The organism is Rhizobium sp. LEGMi-198b (genome assembly GCF_054114205.1).
Window position 1 is genome coordinate 130,014 of the sequence record NZ_JBSYVH010000006.1, and the last position, 17,404, is coordinate 147,417.

The window sequence follows — 17,404 nt, forward strand, 5'->3', positions numbered from 1 at the left end:
AGCCGCTCCACCATCCCGCGGAGAGGACTTGGCGGAGGGGACCATGCACTACACGCTCCAGTTTCGCAGCATCCGCGAATATCTGCCGCTGCTGTGGGATGCCGCACAGACCACGCTGAACCTGTCGATTCTCGCGATCGTCCTCAGCGTGATCATCGGCTGCGGATTGGCAATCATGCGGCGCAGCCAGAGCCGCCTCTCGCGCGTCTTGGCGATCACCTATATCGAGATCATGCGGAACACGCCGCTTCTGGTCATTCTCTATATCGTCTATTTCGCGCTTCCCGCCATGGGATTGCGGTTCTCTTCCTTCACCGCCGCCTTGATCGGATTGACGCTCAACAGCGCCGGCTACATGGCAGAAATCATCCGCGCGGGGCTTGTCGCCATCGCGCATGGCCAATTCGAAGCGGCGCGGGCGCAGGGTTTCAACCCCGTCCAGACCTATCGCCATATCATTCTGCCGCAGGTCTTTCGGGTCATCTACGCCCCGCTCGGCAATCAGGTGATCGCCGTCATCCTTGCCTCCTCACTCGCTTCCGCGGTCGCCGTGGAGGATGTGGCCTCGTGGATGCAGACGGTCGGCTCCACCTCCTTCCGGTTCTTTGAAACCTTCTTGGTGGCGGCGGGCGTCTATCTGGTTCTTTGCCAGGCGGTGAACCTCATGCGCCTTGCGATCGGCCGCATGCTTTTCAGGGATAATGGTGCGCGCCGATGAATCACGACCTGTTTTCCTTTCTGCCGCTTTTTCTGAAGGCGGCCGCACTCACGATCTGGTTGTCATGGCTGGCTCTGATGATCGGTGCCGTCGCGGGTGGCTTCGTGGCGCTGGCGCGGACGTCCCGCTGGTGGCCGCTAAGAGTGGTGGCTCTGCTTTTTGTCGAATTCTTTCGGTCCATTCCGATCCTGATTGTGCTGTTCTTTGCCTATTTCGGCCTGCCGGTTATGTTTGGGGTTGATATTTCGACCTTTATGGCGGCGACCCTTGCGCTGGCGCTGCACGCCACGGCCACGATGTCCGAGGTCATGCGCGCTGGCATCGAGAGCGTGGGACGCGGCCAATGGGAAGCCGCGCAATCCTCGGGAATGACCTTTGCTCAGACCATGCGGCATGTGGTCGGCCCGCAGGCATTGAGGGTCGTCCTGCCGCCTTCGGTCGGTGTCTATGTGACGACGCTGAAGGAGTCCTCGCTCGCCTCGATCATCGGCTATGTCGAATTGACCAAGACCGGTCTTCTGGTCCGCGAAAGCACGGGCGGCAGTTTCACGCCGCTGCTGATGCTCGGCGTCCTTTATTTCCTCATCAACTATGGAATCTCGCTGGCGGGAGGCGCGCTTGAGCGGCGCTACAACGTCGGAACGAAGCTCATGCTCGCGGGAGGCGGACAATGACGCAGGCAGTCCTCGAATTCGACAATGTGGTGAAGCGCTTTGGCAAGCGGACCATTCTCGATGGTATTTCCATGCAGGTACAGCCGGGTGAGATCGTCTGCTTCATCGGTCCTTCCGGCACAGGCAAATCGACGCTGCTGCGTTGTGTCAATGGATTGGAAGACATCCAGGGCGGCGAGATCCGTTTCGAGGGGCGGCCTGTGCTTGCGCATGAGCGCGGCGCGATCACCAGCGTCCGCCGTCGGATCGGCATGATCTTTCAGCATTTCAACCTCTATCCGCATCTGACCGCCCTGCAAAATGTCGTGCTCGCCTCCGTGGTCGTGCATAAACAGGATCGAAAGACGGTCGAAGCGCGTGCAAAAGCTTTGTTCGAACGGGTGCGCCTATCCCACCGGATGAATGCCTATCCGGCGCAGATGTCGGGAGGCGAGCAGCAGCGGGTGGCGATCGCCCGTGCCCTTTGCGCCGAGCCGCACATCTTGCTGTTCGACGAGCCGACCTCGGCGCTCGACCCGGAAACCGTCGGCGAGGTTCTCGGCGTCATGCGCGACCTTGCTCGCGAGGGCCGCACAATGCTAGTCGTCACGCACGAAATCCGTTTCGCCGCCGATGTCGGCACACGGATGATTTTCATGGACGAAGGCAAGATCGTGGAAGACCGGGAACCTCGCGCGCTGATCGCAAATCCGAGCAGTGACCGAGCCCGGCGCTTCCTGAGCACCATCACAGCAGAGGCGCATTGAACCGATGGCCGTATCACCAATCCGCCCACGGATGAGCATCAAGGACCTTTATGACGTCCTTTATATGCGGATACTGACCGGCGAACTTCGGCCGGGCGCGGCTATTTCGGAAACACGGATCGCCGACGAGGTCGGCTTGAGCCGAACGCCGGTTCGGCAGGTGTTTCAAAGGCTGGCGGATGCAGGCTTTCTGGTCGTCGTGCCGCAGGTCGGCACCTATGTTGCACCCATCGAAATCAGCGCGGTTCGGGACGCGCAGTTCGTGCGCGAAATGCTGGAATGCAGCGCCGTCGCCGAAGCCGCCACGTCACCCGTGGCGGACAAGGAAGCGCGGCTGCACCGGTTTTTGGAAGATCAACGGCGGCTGATCGGCAAGGGCGATCACATCGGCTTTTTCCTGTCTGACGAGGCGATGCACCGGGCACTGATGGAAATCGCCGGGCATCCCCATGTCTGGGGCATGATCGCGTCGGCAAAAGTGTCCCTCGACCGTCTTCGCTATCTATCGCTCGAGCGGATCGATTGGCTGGAGATGATCTTTCGTCAACACGAGGATTTGGTCCATCGCGTTGTCACGGGCGATCCGGATGGGGCGACCAAGGTGATGCAAGCCCATTTGCGCACCGCTTTTGCCGCCATCGAACGGATCGCCGCGGAAAATGCAGATTTCTTCGCGGAATAGCGTTCAGGTGCGCAAGGGGATTTCGTTGCGAAAACAGGGTGCATGACGTAGACACCTTCACCTCGAAACTCCGTTTTTCTGATTCTGAACATCCTCTGCCCATGGATCAAACTCCTACGCCCCGAATGCTGGCCTGGGCACGCAATTCGACGATCTATCGCCTTGAACGCAAGATGATGACCGAGAAGCAGTTGTTCGATGCGATTGCGAGAAAAGCGAAACAGAAGTTTGAAGACATCAGCGATGCGCAGATCAAGGCCGTCGCTGATTTCGCGGTCCAGTTCGCTTATGACCAGAACGCCCTTAATGACGTCGCCTTTGCCGAGATCAGCACGCGGTCCGCGATGCGCTCCGGCAAATCAAGGAAGGCCATTGGCTACAAGCTCGCTTCGAAAGGCATAGACAGCAACACGGTGATGACGGCGTTGGACGCCACGAACGACTTGTTCGCGGCCATCATCTTTGCCCGCAAACGCGGCTTCGGGCCATTTCGGAGAGATGAGCCCGATGAGAAGCGAAAGGCGAAAGAACTGTCCGCATTCGCCCGCAACGGATTTGGCTTCGAGATCGGCAAGGCGATTTTCCATATGAGCCGGCAGGAGGCCGAAGAACTCCTGCAGTCATCGCCGGTCGTCTGAGCGGGACGAGTTCGTTCGGATTCTCATCGTCCGATTGAAAGCGGCATTTGCACCCGGTAGTTTCGCCGGCATTGGGCATTGTTCATGGGGATTTGCATGAAGGCAGGCGTTCGATTTTGTGTGCTGACAGTCTGTTTTGCATCATTGCCGATGGTTGCGCACGCCCAGTGGCAGGCCGTCGAGAAGGTGAAGACCTATGCCATTGCTGGCAAGTCTGGCGCGGATCTTTATGAATCGATCGGCGAGAAAGGGCCTGAGGTTGGCGGTGGAGCGCGCGCTATCGCACACACGGGTTTCAAGCTGACCTGGACGAGGAAATACGAACCGCAGGGCGAATCCTGCGTCCTAGTTTCCGCACAACCGAAGCTGACAATCACCTACACGTTGCCCAAGCCTGCGGAGCAGTTGCCGGTCTCGACCAAGAGAAGCTGGGAGACGTTTATCGCAGGCGTGCACAAACATGAGCTCGTGCATGGCGAGATGATCAAGGACATGGTGAAGGAGATTGAGACCGTGAGCGTCGGCCTCAGTGCCGCCGACGATCCTGAGTGCCAGAAGATCAGGAGTGATCTGACGAAGCGCCTGTCCGAGATTTCCGACAGACAGCGTCAGCGAGCCCGGGATTTCGACAAAACCGAACTCAGCGACGGCGGCAATCTGCAGCAGCTCGTGCTGAAATTGGTGCGGGAACAATAGGCCCCGTTGGGATCTATTGAGCCGCGGTCAGATAGTTGTTGCCGATCGAAAGGGCTTCGGCGGTGCGAACGAGCTCTGCGCCCAGGGCCGTTTTGTGGTCCTCCGAAACATCGATCGGCAGGACGAAGCAGATGGTCGCTTCGACGATGCCGTTCGAGTTCCAGATGGGGGCGGCCATGCATTGGGTGAAGCTGTTGATCAAGCCCGTGGTGACGATCAGCTTCTTTTTCTTGGCCTCGCTGCATTCGCGGGCGAAATCCTCAAGGTCGACCGAGCGTCCGTCGGGAAGGGTCAGGTCGCCTTCCTCCAGCAATCTGCCGATTTCTTCTTTCGGCAGATGCGATAGCAAAAGCCTTCCCGATGCCGTCCAGGGGATCGGTACCTGCGATCCGATCTCCGAGCTGATGCGGAGCGGGCGCGAACCTGGGGCGGCATGGACGATCGCCTGCTTGTTCCTGTGGCGCACACAGAGCTCGCTCGTCTCGCCGGTCTGTTTCGAGAGCCGCTCGACTGCTTCCCTGCCGCGAATAATGATGTCGTTTTCCTGCAGGTAACGCGTGCCATAGAGATAAAGCAGCTTGCCGAAATAGACCCTATTGTCGCTGCCGTTCGTCTCCAGAATACCCGCATCAGAGAGGATGCCAACGAGATCGTAGATCGTCGATCGCGGCGCGTCGATTGCTTTCGGCAGATCGGCGAGCCGCACCGGTTGCCCGGCCTTGTTCAGATAAGCGAGCAATTTCAAGACTCTATCGATACCGCGCTCACGAGGTCCGTGGGCCTCCCGGGTCTTTCGCGCACCTTCGTCGTTCGAAACCATGCCAGAAATGCTCCATTGCTGCCGCTCTGGCATTGCGCCAGCGCCAAAATCGGTATATCGTCCTAAATATAAGAAACGTGTCTTATATATAAGACAGAAGCTTGAAAAACAAGCTCGACTACGGGAACTTTATCTCAAACGCGGAGGCTTACATGAACGATATTTCGCAGCGTCGTGATTTTTTGAAGCTGGGCCTGGGTGGCTTGGCGGTCGGTACTGCGGTTGGCCTGATGGCCAGCAGCGAAGAGGCGGCGGCGCAGGCAGCCAGCGACAGCCTGCTGCGCACGGTGCTGGATCGAGGCCACCTGATTGTGGGCACCGGCAGCACCAACGCTCCCTGGCATTTTGAGAACGATGCCGGAGAGCTGGTCGGCATGGACATCACCATGGGCCGCATTCTTGCCAAGGGCCTGTTCGACGATGAAACCAAGGTCGAATTCGTCAAGCAGGATGCGCAGCAGCGCATTCCGAACATCGTTACCGGCAAGGTCGACATTACCATCCAGTTCATGACGATGTCGGCGCAGCGTGCGCAGCTCATCAATTTCTCCCGGCCCTATTATGTCGAAGGCGTGGCTCTGCTGACCCGTCCGGACGCCGACAACAAAACCTTTGACAAGCTCCTGGCCGGGGGCAGTAGCACGCGCGTTTCCATTCTCCAGAACGTCGACGCGGAAAAGACCATTCACCTCGTTCTGCCGGATGCGCAGGTCATGCAGATCGACACCCAGGCGAACGTTCTACAGGCTTTGGAAGCCAAGCGTGTCGATGCGGCCGCGGTCGATCTGTCGACCGTGCGCTGGCTTTCCTCGCGCAATCCCGATCGTTATTTCGATGCGGGCAAGCAGTGGAACAGCATGCTTTACGGCGCCGGCGTCCGTCAGGGCGATCTCGACTGGCTGTATTTCGTCAATACGACGTTCAACACCGCCATGTTCGGCCATGAATCGGCGCTCTATGATGCTGCTTTCAAGGAGTATTTCGGCCTGGATGCGCCGGTACGCAAACCGGGTTTCCCGACCATCTGATCTGGACGGAGCCAGCGCGGCTTTGGCTGGCGCTGGCTCCGCCGCAGACATCGATCGCTTAGCGGGAGATAATGGCCGGCATGGGCTATCACCTGAATTTCAATCTTATCTGGCGACACATCGACAAGCTGTGGGGCGGGCTGCTGCTCAGCCTCGAGCTGGCGGTCATTTCTATCGCCATCGGTGCCTTGATAGGGCTCGTCCTCGCTATCTGGTACGTATCGGCCGGCAAAATTGTGCGCCGTTTCATTGCCGCTTACGTCGAGTTCATCCGCAATGTGCCGTTGATCCTGCTCGTCTATCTCGTCTTTTATGGACTTCCGACCGCTGTGAACATCGCCTATAGCGCGACGACCTCCTTCGTCATCACCTTGTCGGTCTATGCTGGTGCCTATCTCGTTGAGGTGTTCCGATCCGGTCTCGAAGCCGTGCCGCGGGGCCAGATCGATGCGGGCAAGGCGATCGGGCTGACGCCGTTGCAGCGGCTCCTTTACGTCCGCCTGCCGACGATGACACGCATCACCTTGCCTGCGCTGTCCAACACGTTCATCTCCTTGTTCAAGGATACGTCGGTCGCCTCGGTCATTGCCGTTCCGGAGCTCACCTACGGAGCGCAATGGATCAATTTCAACACCTTCCGCATCGTCGAGGTCTACATCATCGCGACCCTGATGTATCTCGTCACCGGCTACCTCATCTTGTTCGGCCTGCGACGGTTGGAAGGTCATTTCAGGGTGGAGCGCTAGTATGGCTGCGATCATCTATGCTCTGCCGTTCCTTCTGAAAGGGCTGCTGATCACGCTTTGGGTCTCCGCGATCGTTGTCGCGCTTTCGCTTTGCATCGGCATCGTCTTTGGGGTCGGGCTGATCTACGGCCCCTGGCCGATCAAGCTGCTGGTGCGCTTCTTCAGCGATTGTATCAGAGGCATTCCAATCCTCGTTCTCATCTTTATCGTCTATTATGGATTTCCGGCACTCGGCCTGCATATAGTTGCCTTTTGGGCCGGTGTGGTCGCGTTGACGCTGTTCAAATCGGCCCAGGTCGTCGAATACGTGCGCGGCGCAGTTCTCTCCATTCCCAAGGGACAGATGGAAGCCGGCATGGCCATCGGCCTGACTTTTGTGCAGCGCCTGCGCTACGTCATCTTCCCGCAGGCGACACGCCGCTTTCTGCCGCCCTGGATCAATGGCGTGACCGATGCGGTCAAAGGAAGTGCTCTGATTTCGCTGCTCGGCATCGTTGACCTCATGCAGTCGATCAACGAAGTGATCGGCCGGACCTATGAGGCCATGCCGCTCTACCTTCTCGGAGCCTTCATCTACTTCGCGATCAACTACAGTCTCTCCAGCCTGAGCCGGAGAATGGAGCGCCGCTACTCCTACATCAGGGATTGACCGTCATGAACAATATACAAGCTGCCACGCCGCTCCTTAGAATACGCAATGTCGCCAAGGCGTTCGGACCCGTCCAAGTGTTGCACTCCATCGATATGGATGTCGCCAAAGGCGAGGTGGTCTCGGTCATCGGCCCTTCGGGCAGCGGCAAGACCACGCTTCTGCGCTGCGTGAACTTTCTCGAAAGCTATGACAGCGGCTCGATCCAGATCGATGGGGCCGAAGTTGGCTATCGGGACGGCACCAATCAGCAGCGCCGTGGCGAGAAGGACCTCGCGCGCATGCGGGCCGAAACGGGCATGGTCTTTCAGAGCTTCAATCTCTTTCCGCATCTGACTGCCGCGGAAAATGTGATGCTCGGCCTTCAGAAGGTTCGGGGCAAGCCGAAGAAGGAGGCGCGGGAGATAGCCGAGCATTGGCTCAGCCGCGTGGGGCTCGGACACCGCATCAACAATCTGCCGTCGGAATTGTCGGGTGGACAGCAGCAGCGCGTCGGCATCGCCCGCGCCGTGGCCATGGACCCGAAGATTCTGCTGCTTGATGAAATCACCTCGGCGCTCGATCCGGAACTGGTGAACGAGGTTCTCGATGTTGTCAGGCAATTGGCGGAGGAGGGCATGACGATGCTGATGGTCACCCATGAGATCGCCTTTGCCAGGGACGCCAGCGACCGCATCGTCTTCATGGCTGATGGAAAAGTGTCCGCTCAGGGAGCGCCGAAGGATCTTCCGGCGCTCGTGGCAGAGAATGAGCGGCTGAAGGCTTTCTTGTCCCGCTTCCATGCGGCCACGGCCGTCTGAGATTGAACGGGAGAATGGAGACACGCACCGTTCGCAAATGGCCGGACTGAGAGAAGCCTGTCTTAAACGGTATCGGCTCCAATGGCAGCAAGTGCGGCGCGGGCGACCTCGAAATCCTGATCGCCTGTGCCCGACCCTACGCCGATCGCGCCAGCAAGCCGGCCGCCGAAACGGATGGGCAGGCCGCCCGGCAGATGCGTGACGCCGCCTTGCGAGGCGATGCCGGCGGCGGTGCCGAATTCGAAGGAGATGGCGCCGGTCGGCGCATTGATCGAGGCGGCGGTGCGGGCCTTGGCGCGAGCCGTATGCATGCTTAGATATTTTGCGCCATCCATCCGGATGCTCGCGATGGTTTCGCCGCTCGCGTCGACAATAAAGACACACTGCGGAATGCCGATCTTCTCGGCATGGGCGATCGCTGCCGCAAGAGCCTGCATTGCGCCGGCATGGGACAGGGCCAGGGTTTCGCGTGTGACGGACATGGGCTTGTAACTCCTCAACTATCAAATTCTCGCGGCAAAGATCGGCTGCCTGTAGCTAGACCGTTATGCGCATAATTGGCAATGCCAAGAGGCGAGGCCGCCAACGCCCGTGCGCAGCCAAGGGCAACGAATTTTCAGACGACACCAAAAGAAGGGGTCCTCATAGATCAAATTAGATAATATCGATAATATATTGATATAATTATTTATTCTCAAAAATAATCCCGTCCCCGTAATCGGTGACGGGATTTCGGTTCGACATAGCGCTGAAGACGCCGATCAGCGTCCTTTCTGCTTCCTCCACTCGGCGAACTTGACCTTCGGCGCGTCGCTGGTTGCCGGGTAAAGTCCGATGATGGTCGCGCCGTTAAGGACTTCCTCGGTGACGAAATCCTCGTAAGCGGTCATTTCGACAGTCTCATCGGCGATTTCGTCGGCGAGGTGGGCCGGGATGACGATGACGCCCTCATTGTCGCCGACAAGAACATCGCCGGGGAAAACCGCGACATCGCCACAGCCGATCGGTCCATTTATTTCGATCGCCTGATGCAGAGTCAGGTTTGTCGGCGCGGACGGGCGGTGATGATAGGCGGGAATGTCGAGATTGGCGATTTCCGGGCTGTCGCGAAAACCGCCATCGGTCACGACGCCGGCGACGCCCCGCACCTGCAGCCGCGATATCAGGATCGAGCCGGCCGAGGCCGCGCGTGCATCCTTGCGGCTATCCATCACGAGGACGGCGCCGGGCGGGCACGCTTCCACTGCCGCGCGCTGCGGATGTTCAGGGTTGCGGAAGACCTCGATCGTGTTCAGATCTTCGCGCGCGGGGATGTAGCGCAGCGTGAAGGCCTGGCCGACCATGTTCGCTTTCTTCGGTGACAGCGGGCGAACATCCTGGATGAATTGGTTGCGAAGGCCGCGCTTGAAAAGCGCCGTGGCGATCGTCGGCGTGGCAACGCCCATAAGCTTGCTGCGGGTCTCGCTACTCAACACGTAATTGCTCATGATATCGTCCTTTGCGGTCAATAAATATCGGGTTCGCCTGGCGTCGGGCCGAAACCGGTTTCCAGGAAATCAAAATCGCAGCCCGTATCGGCCTGCGTCACGTGGCGGGCGAACATCCAGCCATAGCCGCGGCCGAATTTTTCCGCGGGTTTGACCCAGGCTTCGCGCCGCCGCTGCAATTCGTGGTCATCCACGAGCATGTCGATCCGCCGTGCTTCGAGATCGAGGCTGATAATGTCGCCGTTCTTCAGCAGCGCCAGCGGGCCGCCGACATACGATTCCGGGGAGACATGCAGGATGCAGGCGCCGTAGCTCGTGCCGCTCATGCGGGCATCGGACAGACGCAGCATGTCGCGATGGCCTTGCTTCAATAGTGCCTTCGGGATTGGGAGCATGCCCCATTCCGGCATCCCAGGCCCGCCCTGCGGGCCGGCGCCGCGCAGCACCATGACATGGTCCGGCGTGATGTCGAGATTTTCGTCGTCCACCGCCGCTTTCATCTCCGGATAGCTGTCGAACACCAAGGCCGGTCCCTGGTGCTTGTGGAAGCGCGGATCGCAGGCAGCCGGCTTGATGACTGCTCCGGTCGGCGCAAGATTGCCCTTCACGACTGCGAGGGAGCCCTCGTGATAGACGGGATTGTCGAGCGAGCGGATGACATCGTCATTGTAGCACTTGGCGCCCTCCAGGGTCTCGCCGAGGGTGACGCCGGAAACGGTCAGCGCGGAGAGATCGAGCTTCGTGGACAGCTTTGCCATCAGCGCACGCAGGCCGCCGGCATAGTAGAAGTCTTCCATCAGATGGGCCTTGCCGGTCGGCCGGATATTGGCGAGCACCGGCGTCGTCCGGCTAGCCTTGTCGAGATCGTCCAGCGTAAGCTCGACGCCGGCGCGGCGCGCCATGGCGATCAGATGCACGACCGCATTCGTGGAACAGCCCGTCGCCATAGCCACGGCAACTGCGTTGCTGACGGCGGCAGCCGTGACGATCTTCAAGGGGACAAGGTCTTCCCAGACCATCTCGACAATGCGGCGGCCGACGGCCGAAGACATGCGGATATGGTTGGAATCGGCTGCCGGGATGGAGCTCGCTCCGGGCAAGGTCAGGCCCAACGCCTCGGCAATCGCCGTCATCGTGCTCGCCGTGCCCATCGTCATGCAGTGGCCGTAGGACCGGGCGATGCCAGCTTCGACGTCGACCCATTCCTTCTCCGAAATGGCGCCGGCGCGGCGCTCGTCCCAGAACTTCCAGGCGTCGGAACCGGAACCCAGATATTCGCCGCGATAATTGCCGCGGAGCATCGGGCCGGCGGGTAGGTAGATCATCGGCAGGCCCATGCTGAGCGCGCCCATGACGAGGCCGGGCGTGGTCTTGTCACAGCCGCCCATCAGCACGGCACCGTCGACCGGATGCGAGCGCAGTAGTTCTTCCGCCTCCATCGCCAGCATATTGCGATAGAGCATAGTCGTCGGTTTGACATAGCTTTCGGACAGTGACAGCGCCGGCAGTTCGAGAGGAAAGCCACCGGCCTGAAAGATGCCGCGTTTGACATCTTCGACCCGGTGCTTGAAATGCGCGTGGCAAGGGTTGGCGTCGGACCAGGTGTTGAGGATGGCGATGACGGGCTTGCCCGCCCATTCTTCCGGCGCATAGCCCATCTGCATGGTGCGCGAACGATGTCCGGAACTTCTGAGGTCGTCGGGCGCGAACCATCTGGCGCTGCGCAAGCCCACCGATTTCCTTTTGATATTCATTATGTTGAGACCTTATATTCAACTATTGGCCGAGGAGACGAACCTGTCCTGATTCATTCCTTCATGCCCCATTTCTGTAAGGTTCGGCGCTCGATCGTCTGGAAGACCAGGTTCTCGACGATAAGGCCGATGACGATGACCGTCAGCAGGCCGGCGAAGACCGAGGGTATGTCGAGGAGGTTGCGGTTTTCGAAAATGAACCATCCAAGCCCGCCTTGACCAGAGGAAACGCCGAAGACGAGTTCGGCGGCGATCAAGGTGCGCCAGGAGAAGGCCCAGCCGATCTTCAATCCGGTCAGGATCGACGGGAAGGCGGCGGGAATGAGGATGCGAAACACATAGGAAAGTCCGGTCAGCCCATAGTTGGCCCCCACCATGCGCAGCGTGCGCGAAACGCCGAGAAAGCCGGCATGGGTGTTGAGGGCAACCGCCCAGAGCACGGAATGCACGAGCACGAAGACCAGGCTCGCGGGGCCGAGACCGAACCAGATGAGGGCGAGTGGCAGCAGCGAGATCGCCGGCAGCGGGTTGAACATCGCCGTCATTGTTTCGAGAAAATCGGTGCCGATACGAGTGTTGATTGCGACAACGGTCAAAATAGCGGCGAGGACCGTCCCCGTCACGTAGCCGGTCACCAGCACCTTCAGCGTCGTCCAGATGCGTTCTGGCAGAACGCCGTCTGCAAAGCGATCGTAGAGCGCCGTCAGCGTGTCGCTGAGTGTCGGGAAAAGCAGCGGGTTGTCGAGATGCCGCGCATAGCTCTCCCAGATGATGGCGAGGAAGACTATCAGCAACGATTTGCGGAAGAGGCTCGACTGCCAAAGAAGTTCGATGGCGCCGAGCTTCTGCTCGACAGCGGCGATATGGCCTGCGGGTTCGGTCCTCTCAGGCGCGAGGATAATCTGCGGTGCGCTCATGGCCTATTCCCTATGTCCGGCTTCGGCAAACAGCATGTGATGGATTTCGTGTTCCAGTTCCGCGGCTGCGGCGGTGTCGTGACGGACGGATTCGACATTGCGAACCTCAGCCTTGACGCGGCCGGGATGCGGGGAAAGCAGCAGGATGCGGTTCGAGATCTTGATTGCCTCGGCGATCGAATGCGTGACGAAGATGACGGTGAAACGCGTATCCTCCCAAAGCTGTAGAAGCTCGTCCTGCATCTGCCGGCGGGTCAGCGCGTCGAGTGCGGCAAAGGGTTCGTCCATCAGCAGGATATCGGGTTGCATAGCCATGCCGCGAGCGATCGCCACACGCTGTTTCATGCCGCCCGAAAGCATATGCGGATAGGTATCGACAGCCCGGGTGAGCTTGACCTTATCGATATAGTCGCGGGCGATGGCTTCGGCTTGCGCACGAGGCAGGCGCCGGGCGGTCGTCAGCGGAAACATGACGTTTTCCAGGACGGTCTTCCAGGGCAGGAGCTGGTCGAACTCCTGAAAGACCATCATCCGGTCCGCGCCGGGCTTCTTGACGGGTTGCCCCTTGATTTCGATGCGGCCTGCCGCCGGCGTCAGATAGCCGCCGATCGCCTTCAGCAAGGTCGATTTTCCGCAACCGGATGGTCCGAGGAGTACGAAACGATCGGATTGCGCTACCGAAAAGCTGACCTCTTCGGTGGCGGTGATCAAAAGGTTCGGCGTCTTGTAGCGAAGCGTCACCTTGTCGACGTTCAAGAGTGGTTTGGCCTTGGCCATTTCAGCCGGCACGGCATCGGCTGCAATTTTTGCCTGAAGCATAAGGCTCCTCCATGAGAAATAGCTGAGGGCGGCATTGGCGCCGCCATCAGGCTTCAATTGCCATTCAGATCCGCCGCTTCCGGCAGATAGTAGTCGGTCCAGGCCTTGGGCATCGTCTTCAAGGTCCCGATCTTGTGGAGATGCGCCGCAAATTTCATGGTTCCCTGCGGATCCATGCGGAATTCCATCATGTGCGGCTGGTTCAGGATCGTCAGGAGGTCGTCGACACTGGTCTTGTCGCCGCTGACCGTCTTGTAGGCCTCGACTGCTGTCTTCGGGTCCTTTTTGATTACACCGATGGCATCGGCCGTCGCTTCGCGTATGGCCTTGATGATCGTGGGGTTGGCATCAGCGAATTGCGTCGTCGTGAAGAAGGTGCCTTGCGTCAGCTCGCCACCGATGATGTCGCGGGAATCGACGACTTGATGAACGCCCGGCTGCTTCAGTTCCAGATATTGGAAGGGCGGGGCCGAGAAATGGCTCTTCACTTCATGGTTCTGGTTTGCAAGCGCCGCCATGGCGTCGGGATGGCCAAGCTGCACCGTGTTGGCATCGAACTTGTGTACCTGATCGTCCCCATACATCTGAGCGGCGGCCATCTGCAGCAGGATCGCCTGCGTCGAGACGCCGACCGTCGGCACGGCGATCTTATCGCCCGGCTGGATGTCCTTCAGCGATTTGATGCGCGGATCGCGCGAGACCATGATAACCGGCTGTGCCGAGTTGGTGACGATGCCCTTGACCTTGCCTCTCGTGCGATCCCAGAGCAGCAGTAGGTTGCCGGTGCCGGTATTGACGATGTCGACACTGCCGGCAAGAAGCGCGTCCGTTTGCGCGCCGCCGCCGCTAAAGGTACGCCATTCGACCTTGACGCCCGGTAGGCCGTCAGCTTCGGCGCGTTTCTCGATCAACTTCTGCGTCTCCATGACGTGGCTGACGAGATAAAGAATGCCTGGCTGGCGTGTGATCGAAATATCGGTCTTTTCGGCAGCGCTAGCGGAAAACGTGCCGGCCAGCATTACGGCAACCGCGGTCATGCCGCGAAGAAATCCTCTCATTATGTCCTCCCAAATGACGCAAACCCGTGAAATCGCGTTTACATAAATTGACTAAAGCACTAATGTATCAGTGCATCAAGCCCTAAATTGTGCTTTATGAACTTACGTTCTCGATCAGGAAGGTAGCCAGTGAAAGTAAACCCGAAAGAATTCGCCTTGGATCGCTCCCGCCAAGTGGCGCCGCAGATCCTGGAAATCCTGCGATCGCGTATTCTTTCAATGAGTTTGCCGCCGACTACCGTCCTGTCGCGCATCTCGCTTCAGAGCGAGTTCAATGTCAGCCAGACGCCGGTTCGCGATGCCTTGATACGGCTGGAGGAGGAGGGGCTGGTCGAGGTCTACCCGCAATATGCCACCGTCGTCGCGAGAATCGATATCGGCAACGCCGTCGAAGCGCACTTCCTGAGATTGTCGATCGAGCTGGAAGCCGTCCGGCGATTGACGGCCGAATCGCCGGAGGAAACGGCGGCGGCGTTGCGGCATGTTTTGGTGCGGCAAGAGCATGTGGCGTCACCCGAGACCTACGATCTGTTCGATGCCCTCGACAAGGATTTCCACCGTGTCCTCTTCGAAAGGGTCGACATCCTGGGACTGTGGGCAACCGTGCGGCGCCAGAGCGTTCATCTCGACCGGCTTCGCATGCTGAACCTGCCGATGCCGGGCAAACAGCAGCAGGTCATTGCCGATCATCATGCCATTGTCGATGCCATCCAGTCGGGGGATGTGGAACAGGCAGTGGCAGCGCTTCGCAAGCATCTTTCCGGCACGCTGTCGATCATCGATCTCATTTGCGAGAAATATCCGGATTACGTCAGCCGATAAGCGCTTGTCCTAGAACGATCATCGAAAAGTTGCGCGCAGCACATGCCCCGAGGCGTGCGTATCCTCCTCGGGAACGGTCCGTCTGGTCGTGACAAAAACGGAGCGCGGATTGGCTCTGTCCATGACGATCTTGGTTGGATGTGTCACGGGAAAGGCGATCGGTTCCAGCGTTTCGCCCGATGGTGCGAAGCGGAGGAGCTGCGATCCCTCGACGCCGGCAATCCAGTAGATGCCGTCCTCATCGATAAACGCGCCGTCGGGCCGGCCGGCGAATTCATGCGTCGTCGCAAAGACGCGGCGATTGCTCGGCGTTCCCGTGGAGACATCATAATCGCAGACCCAGATCGTTTGTACGGTCGGATGAGAATCCGAGAAATACATGCGGCTACGGACCGGATCGAAGGCGAGCCCATTGGGCGTCCATATGCCATCGAAGACGCGGCGATGACTAAGATCGGCTTCGACGCAGAAAATGGCGCCCGCAGGTTCGGTCAGGGTGAATTGCATGGTGCCCGCCCAGAAGCGGCCCGCCGGATCGAGGGCGCCATCGTTGAAGCGAACATCCCTACGGCTTTCCGGCGAGCAGGCGAGGTCGAAACCGCCCTTTGCCGGATCGAAGAGAAAAATGCCGCTGGCGAGGCCCGCCAGCAGCGTTCCATCCGGCCGCAGGGCGATGCAGCCGACAGCCTCCGGCGCATCCCAGACCTCGGTTCTGCCGGACGCTACGTCGGTCCGCAGCAGCCGGCAGCCCTCGGTATCGACCCACCAGAGACAGTTGCCGTCATCCGACAAGACCGGGCTTTCGCCGAGAAAACTCCAGCGGTCGGAGAATACTTCGAAGGCTGATATCATTTTGTCTCTTGCTTATGCGCGCTGTCGGCGGGCTTCCATATTATCGCCAGACGTCAAGCTGTCGACCAGATCCTTCCATCGCCCGAGGCGCGGCGCCGTTTCCGGCAGCGCCGCCGTGCAGGCGATGGTGATCGCACAGCCGAGAGCGACGAAGCCAGCAAGCGCCCAGGGCGCACCATTCAAAAGCGCCAGAAGCCAGCCGGCAGCAAGTGTTCCGACGGAGCCGATCAGCGCGCCGATCTGCTGGATGAAGGAGACGCCGCTGGCGCGGACCCGGGTAGGAAAGAATTCGGCAAAATAGGCGGCCTGCGGCCCGTACATGGCGCTATGGCCGATGGCCAGCGCCGCCGTCAAGCCGACCCAGATGTAGCTGTCGACGCGATAATAGACCAGCGCGAAGGTCGGAAAGCTCGCCAGCAGCACGGTCGACGCGCCAAGGATATAGACCGGCTTGCGGCCGATGCGATCGGAAAGCGCGCCCCAAAAGGGCATGCAGACCAACTCCAGCACGATGGCGATAAGCGATGCCGTCGTCATTACCGGCCGCGACACGCCGCGGCTCGTCGCATAGGCGGTGATCAGTACCGCAAAGCTGGTGAAGGCAACGCTTTCGGCAAACTTGGTGCCGCAGCCAAGCGCCAGATAGCGCGGATATTTTCTGACGATCTCGACAAGTGGATGCGGGTCCTCGGCGCGGCGCCTGCGCATTTCCAGAAACAACGGCGATTCCGTCAATTGCAGGCGGATATACATGCCGACAGCCACCAGCACGAGGCTGAGCAGAAAGGGAATACGCCAGCCCCAGCTCATGAAAGCCTCTTCCGACAGCGTGGCCGTTAATGCTGCGAAGATGCCGAGCGGCAGGATGAAGCCGGCGGGCGCACCCGTCTGCACCCACGAACCGAAATAGCCGCGCCTTTTGGCAGGCGCATGCTCGCACATGATGAGGATCGCATTCCCCTGTTCGCCGCCGATGCCGAAACCGTGTAGCATGCGGATGAACAGCAGGATCAGCGGAGCGGCAATGCCGATGCTGTTATAGGTCGGCATCAAGCCGATCACGAAGGTGGCGATGCCGACGATCAAAAGCGTGGTGACCAGCGCGCTCTTGCGGCCGTATCGGTCGCCGAGATAGCCGAACAGTAACCCGCCGATCGGCCGCACGAAGAATCCGGCGGCATAGGTACCGAGCGCAACCAGCGAGCCGACGAGCGGATCGAAACTCGGAAAAAACAGCTTATTGAAAACCAGCGCCGAAGCGGTGGCATAAATGAAAAAATCATACCACTCGACGGTGGTGCCGACGCAGGAGGCAATCGCCACCCTTCGCATCATGGCGGAGTTTGCCTGCTCCTCCAGTCCGATATTGCTCATAATATCCTCCCAAATCCGGCAGGGCCGGGCCTCATCCGTGAGAGACTAAAGCACTAATGTATCAATATATCAACAGCACGCTTAAACGTGCTTGGTGGCTGCAAGTGCTCGCGTGTAGGAGTTT

Annotated in this window: 20 protein-coding genes; 11 read left to right on the top strand and 9 right to left on the bottom strand. The window is 59.5% G+C overall.

Translation table 11 applies throughout. The features are described from left to right. The first annotated feature begins 43 nt into the window (after window positions 1–43). The 6 genes from ACXHXG_RS22365 to ACXHXG_RS22390 all read left to right on the top strand — a co-directional run bounded on the left by ACXHXG_RS22365 (window position 44) and on the right by ACXHXG_RS22390 (window position 4,154). Window positions 44–718: an amino acid ABC transporter permease gene (locus ACXHXG_RS22365; RefSeq protein ID WP_104826847.1), complete on the top strand. Its 675-nt coding sequence runs from the start codon at window positions 44–46 to the stop codon at window positions 716–718. Beyond that, the gene (locus tag ACXHXG_RS22370) at window positions 715–1,392 is read left to right on the top strand and encodes an amino acid ABC transporter permease (RefSeq protein ID WP_457900761.1); all 678 of its coding nucleotides are present in this window, start codon (window positions 715–717) and stop codon (window positions 1,390–1,392) included. The genes ACXHXG_RS22365 and ACXHXG_RS22370 overlap by 4 nt, the downstream gene beginning before the upstream one ends. Further along, window positions 1,389–2,138 carry an amino acid ABC transporter ATP-binding protein gene (locus tag ACXHXG_RS22375; protein WP_104826845.1) on the top strand — a complete coding sequence of 250 codons (750 nt, stop codon included), beginning with the start codon at window positions 1,389–1,391 and terminating at the stop codon, window positions 2,136–2,138. Before ACXHXG_RS22370 ends, ACXHXG_RS22375 begins: the two co-directional genes overlap by 4 nt. A gap of 4 nt (window positions 2,139–2,142) precedes the next feature. After that, window positions 2,143–2,820 carry a GntR family transcriptional regulator gene (locus tag ACXHXG_RS22380; RefSeq protein WP_260305165.1) on the top strand — a complete coding sequence of 226 codons (678 nt, stop codon included), beginning with the start codon at window positions 2,143–2,145 and terminating at the stop codon, window positions 2,818–2,820. Window positions 2,821–2,921: 101 nt separating this feature from the next. Next, window positions 2,922–3,458 (top strand): recombination regulator RecX, encoded by a 537-nt coding sequence (recX, locus tag ACXHXG_RS22385; RefSeq protein ID WP_260305164.1) that lies wholly within the window; start codon window positions 2,922–2,924, stop codon window positions 3,456–3,458. 96 nt (window positions 3,459–3,554) lie between these two features. Beyond that, entirely contained in the window at window positions 3,555–4,154 is a 600-nt protein-coding gene (locus tag ACXHXG_RS22390) for a DUF922 domain-containing Zn-dependent protease (RefSeq protein ID WP_285168525.1), read from the top strand. A 13-nt stretch (window positions 4,155–4,167) separates the two neighbouring features. On the opposite strand, the gene ACXHXG_RS22395 is transcribed toward ACXHXG_RS22390, so the two are convergent. Beyond that, window positions 4,168–4,899: an IclR family transcriptional regulator gene (locus tag ACXHXG_RS22395; protein WP_457900762.1), complete on the bottom strand. Its 732-nt coding sequence runs from the start codon at window positions 4,897–4,899 to the stop codon at window positions 4,168–4,170. 227 nt (window positions 4,900–5,126) lie between these two features. On the opposite strand from ACXHXG_RS22395, the gene ACXHXG_RS22400 reads away from it, so the two are divergent. The 4 genes from ACXHXG_RS22400 to ACXHXG_RS22415 all read left to right on the top strand — a co-directional run bounded on the left by ACXHXG_RS22400 (window position 5,127) and on the right by ACXHXG_RS22415 (window position 8,197). Beyond that, window positions 5,127–6,002, top strand: coding sequence for a transporter substrate-binding protein (locus ACXHXG_RS22400; protein WP_104826840.1), 876 nt, complete (start codon window positions 5,127–5,129; stop codon window positions 6,000–6,002). Window positions 6,003–6,082: 80 nt separating this feature from the next. Beyond that, window positions 6,083–6,748 (top strand): amino acid ABC transporter permease, encoded by a 666-nt coding sequence (locus ACXHXG_RS22405; RefSeq protein WP_104827894.1) that lies wholly within the window; start codon window positions 6,083–6,085, stop codon window positions 6,746–6,748. 1 nt (window position 6,749) lies between these two features. Further along, window positions 6,750–7,397 (top strand): amino acid ABC transporter permease, encoded by a 648-nt coding sequence (locus ACXHXG_RS22410; RefSeq protein WP_283053926.1) that lies wholly within the window; start codon window positions 6,750–6,752, stop codon window positions 7,395–7,397. A 5-nt stretch (window positions 7,398–7,402) separates the two neighbouring features. Beyond that, entirely contained in the window at window positions 7,403–8,197 is a 795-nt protein-coding gene (locus ACXHXG_RS22415) for an amino acid ABC transporter ATP-binding protein (protein ID WP_283053927.1), read from the top strand. A 62-nt stretch (window positions 8,198–8,259) separates the two neighbouring features. Here ACXHXG_RS22415 and ACXHXG_RS22420 read toward each other — a convergent pair whose 3' ends face one another. From ACXHXG_RS22420 to ACXHXG_RS22445, 6 genes are all read right to left on the bottom strand, one after another. Continuing rightward, window positions 8,260–8,679: a GlcG/HbpS family heme-binding protein gene (locus tag ACXHXG_RS22420; RefSeq protein ID WP_283053928.1), complete on the bottom strand. Its 420-nt coding sequence runs from the start codon at window positions 8,677–8,679 to the stop codon at window positions 8,260–8,262. Between the two features lie 279 nt (window positions 8,680–8,958). Further along, window positions 8,959–9,684 (bottom strand): ribonuclease activity regulator RraA, encoded by a 726-nt coding sequence (locus ACXHXG_RS22425; RefSeq protein ID WP_104827892.1) that lies wholly within the window; start codon window positions 9,682–9,684, stop codon window positions 8,959–8,961. Between the two features lie 17 nt (window positions 9,685–9,701). Further along, window positions 9,702–11,438, bottom strand: coding sequence for an L-arabinonate dehydratase (gene araD / locus ACXHXG_RS22430; RefSeq protein ID WP_457900763.1), 1,737 nt, complete (start codon window positions 11,436–11,438; stop codon window positions 9,702–9,704). Window positions 11,439–11,491: 53 nt separating this feature from the next. Then, on the bottom strand, window positions 11,492–12,355 hold the full coding sequence (locus ACXHXG_RS22435; RefSeq protein WP_457900764.1) for an ABC transporter permease: 864 nt from the start codon (window positions 12,353–12,355) through the stop codon (window positions 11,492–11,494). Between the two features lie 3 nt (window positions 12,356–12,358). Then, entirely contained in the window at window positions 12,359–13,174 is an 816-nt protein-coding gene (locus ACXHXG_RS22440) for an ABC transporter ATP-binding protein (RefSeq protein WP_104826835.1), read from the bottom strand. 53 nt (window positions 13,175–13,227) lie between these two features. Beyond that, the gene (locus ACXHXG_RS22445; protein WP_260305159.1) at window positions 13,228–14,232 is read right to left on the bottom strand and encodes an ABC transporter substrate-binding protein; all 1,005 of its coding nucleotides are present in this window, start codon (window positions 14,230–14,232) and stop codon (window positions 13,228–13,230) included. 129 nt (window positions 14,233–14,361) lie between these two features. Here ACXHXG_RS22445 and ACXHXG_RS22450 point away from each other — a divergent pair, with 129 nt between their 5' ends. Continuing rightward, the gene (locus ACXHXG_RS22450; RefSeq protein WP_104826833.1) at window positions 14,362–15,054 is read left to right on the top strand and encodes a GntR family transcriptional regulator; all 693 of its coding nucleotides are present in this window, start codon (window positions 14,362–14,364) and stop codon (window positions 15,052–15,054) included. A gap of 18 nt (window positions 15,055–15,072) precedes the next feature. Here ACXHXG_RS22450 and ACXHXG_RS22455 read toward each other — a convergent pair whose 3' ends face one another. Further along, window positions 15,073–15,906 (bottom strand): SMP-30/gluconolactonase/LRE family protein, encoded by an 834-nt coding sequence (locus ACXHXG_RS22455; RefSeq protein ID WP_285168544.1) that lies wholly within the window; start codon window positions 15,904–15,906, stop codon window positions 15,073–15,075. A gap of 12 nt (window positions 15,907–15,918) precedes the next feature. After that, complete coding sequence (locus tag ACXHXG_RS22460) at window positions 15,919–17,280, bottom strand: MFS transporter (protein ID WP_457900765.1); 1,362 nt, start codon at window positions 17,278–17,280, stop codon at window positions 15,919–15,921. Between the last annotated feature and the right edge of the window lie 124 nt (window positions 17,281–17,404).

Bases quoted from the DNA above. Each gene is read 5' to 3' on its own strand.
- ACXHXG_RS22365 (WP_104826847.1), top strand. From the start codon at position 44: ATGCACTACACGCTCCAGTTTCGCAGCATCCGCGAATATCTGCCGCTG.
- ACXHXG_RS22370 (WP_457900761.1), top strand. From the start codon at position 715: ATGAATCACGACCTGTTTTCCTTTCTGCCGCTTTTTCTGAAGGCGGCC.
- ACXHXG_RS22375 (WP_104826845.1), top strand. From the start codon at position 1,389: ATGACGCAGGCAGTCCTCGAATTCGACAATGTGGTGAAGCGCTTTGGC.
- ACXHXG_RS22380 (WP_260305165.1), top strand. From the start codon at position 2,143: ATGGCCGTATCACCAATCCGCCCACGGATGAGCATCAAGGACCTTTAT.
- recX (WP_260305164.1), top strand. From the start codon at position 2,922: ATGGATCAAACTCCTACGCCCCGAATGCTGGCCTGGGCACGCAATTCG.
- ACXHXG_RS22390 (WP_285168525.1), top strand. From the start codon at position 3,555: ATGAAGGCAGGCGTTCGATTTTGTGTGCTGACAGTCTGTTTTGCATCA.
- ACXHXG_RS22400 (WP_104826840.1), top strand. From the start codon at position 5,127: ATGAACGATATTTCGCAGCGTCGTGATTTTTTGAAGCTGGGCCTGGGT.
- ACXHXG_RS22405 (WP_104827894.1), top strand. From the start codon at position 6,083: ATGGGCTATCACCTGAATTTCAATCTTATCTGGCGACACATCGACAAG.
- ACXHXG_RS22410 (WP_283053926.1), top strand. From the start codon at position 6,750: ATGGCTGCGATCATCTATGCTCTGCCGTTCCTTCTGAAAGGGCTGCTG.
- ACXHXG_RS22415 (WP_283053927.1), top strand. From the start codon at position 7,403: ATGAACAATATACAAGCTGCCACGCCGCTCCTTAGAATACGCAATGTC.
- ACXHXG_RS22420 (WP_283053928.1), bottom strand. From the start codon at position 8,679: ATGTCCGTCACACGCGAAACCCTGGCCCTGTCCCATGCCGGCGCAATG.
- ACXHXG_RS22425 (WP_104827892.1), bottom strand. From the start codon at position 9,684: ATGAGCAATTACGTGTTGAGTAGCGAGACCCGCAGCAAGCTTATGGGC.
- araD (WP_457900763.1), bottom strand. From the start codon at position 11,438: ATGAATATCAAAAGGAAATCGGTGGGCTTGCGCAGCGCCAGATGGTTC.
- ACXHXG_RS22435 (WP_457900764.1), bottom strand. From the start codon at position 12,355: ATGAGCGCACCGCAGATTATCCTCGCGCCTGAGAGGACCGAACCCGCA.
- ACXHXG_RS22440 (WP_104826835.1), bottom strand. From the start codon at position 13,174: ATGCTTCAGGCAAAAATTGCAGCCGATGCCGTGCCGGCTGAAATGGCC.
- ACXHXG_RS22445 (WP_260305159.1), bottom strand. From the start codon at position 14,232: ATGAGAGGATTTCTTCGCGGCATGACCGCGGTTGCCGTAATGCTGGCC.
- ACXHXG_RS22455 (WP_285168544.1), bottom strand. From the start codon at position 15,906: ATGATATCAGCCTTCGAAGTATTCTCCGACCGCTGGAGTTTTCTCGGC.
- ACXHXG_RS22460 (WP_457900765.1), bottom strand. From the start codon at position 17,280: ATGAGCAATATCGGACTGGAGGAGCAGGCAAACTCCGCCATGATGCGA.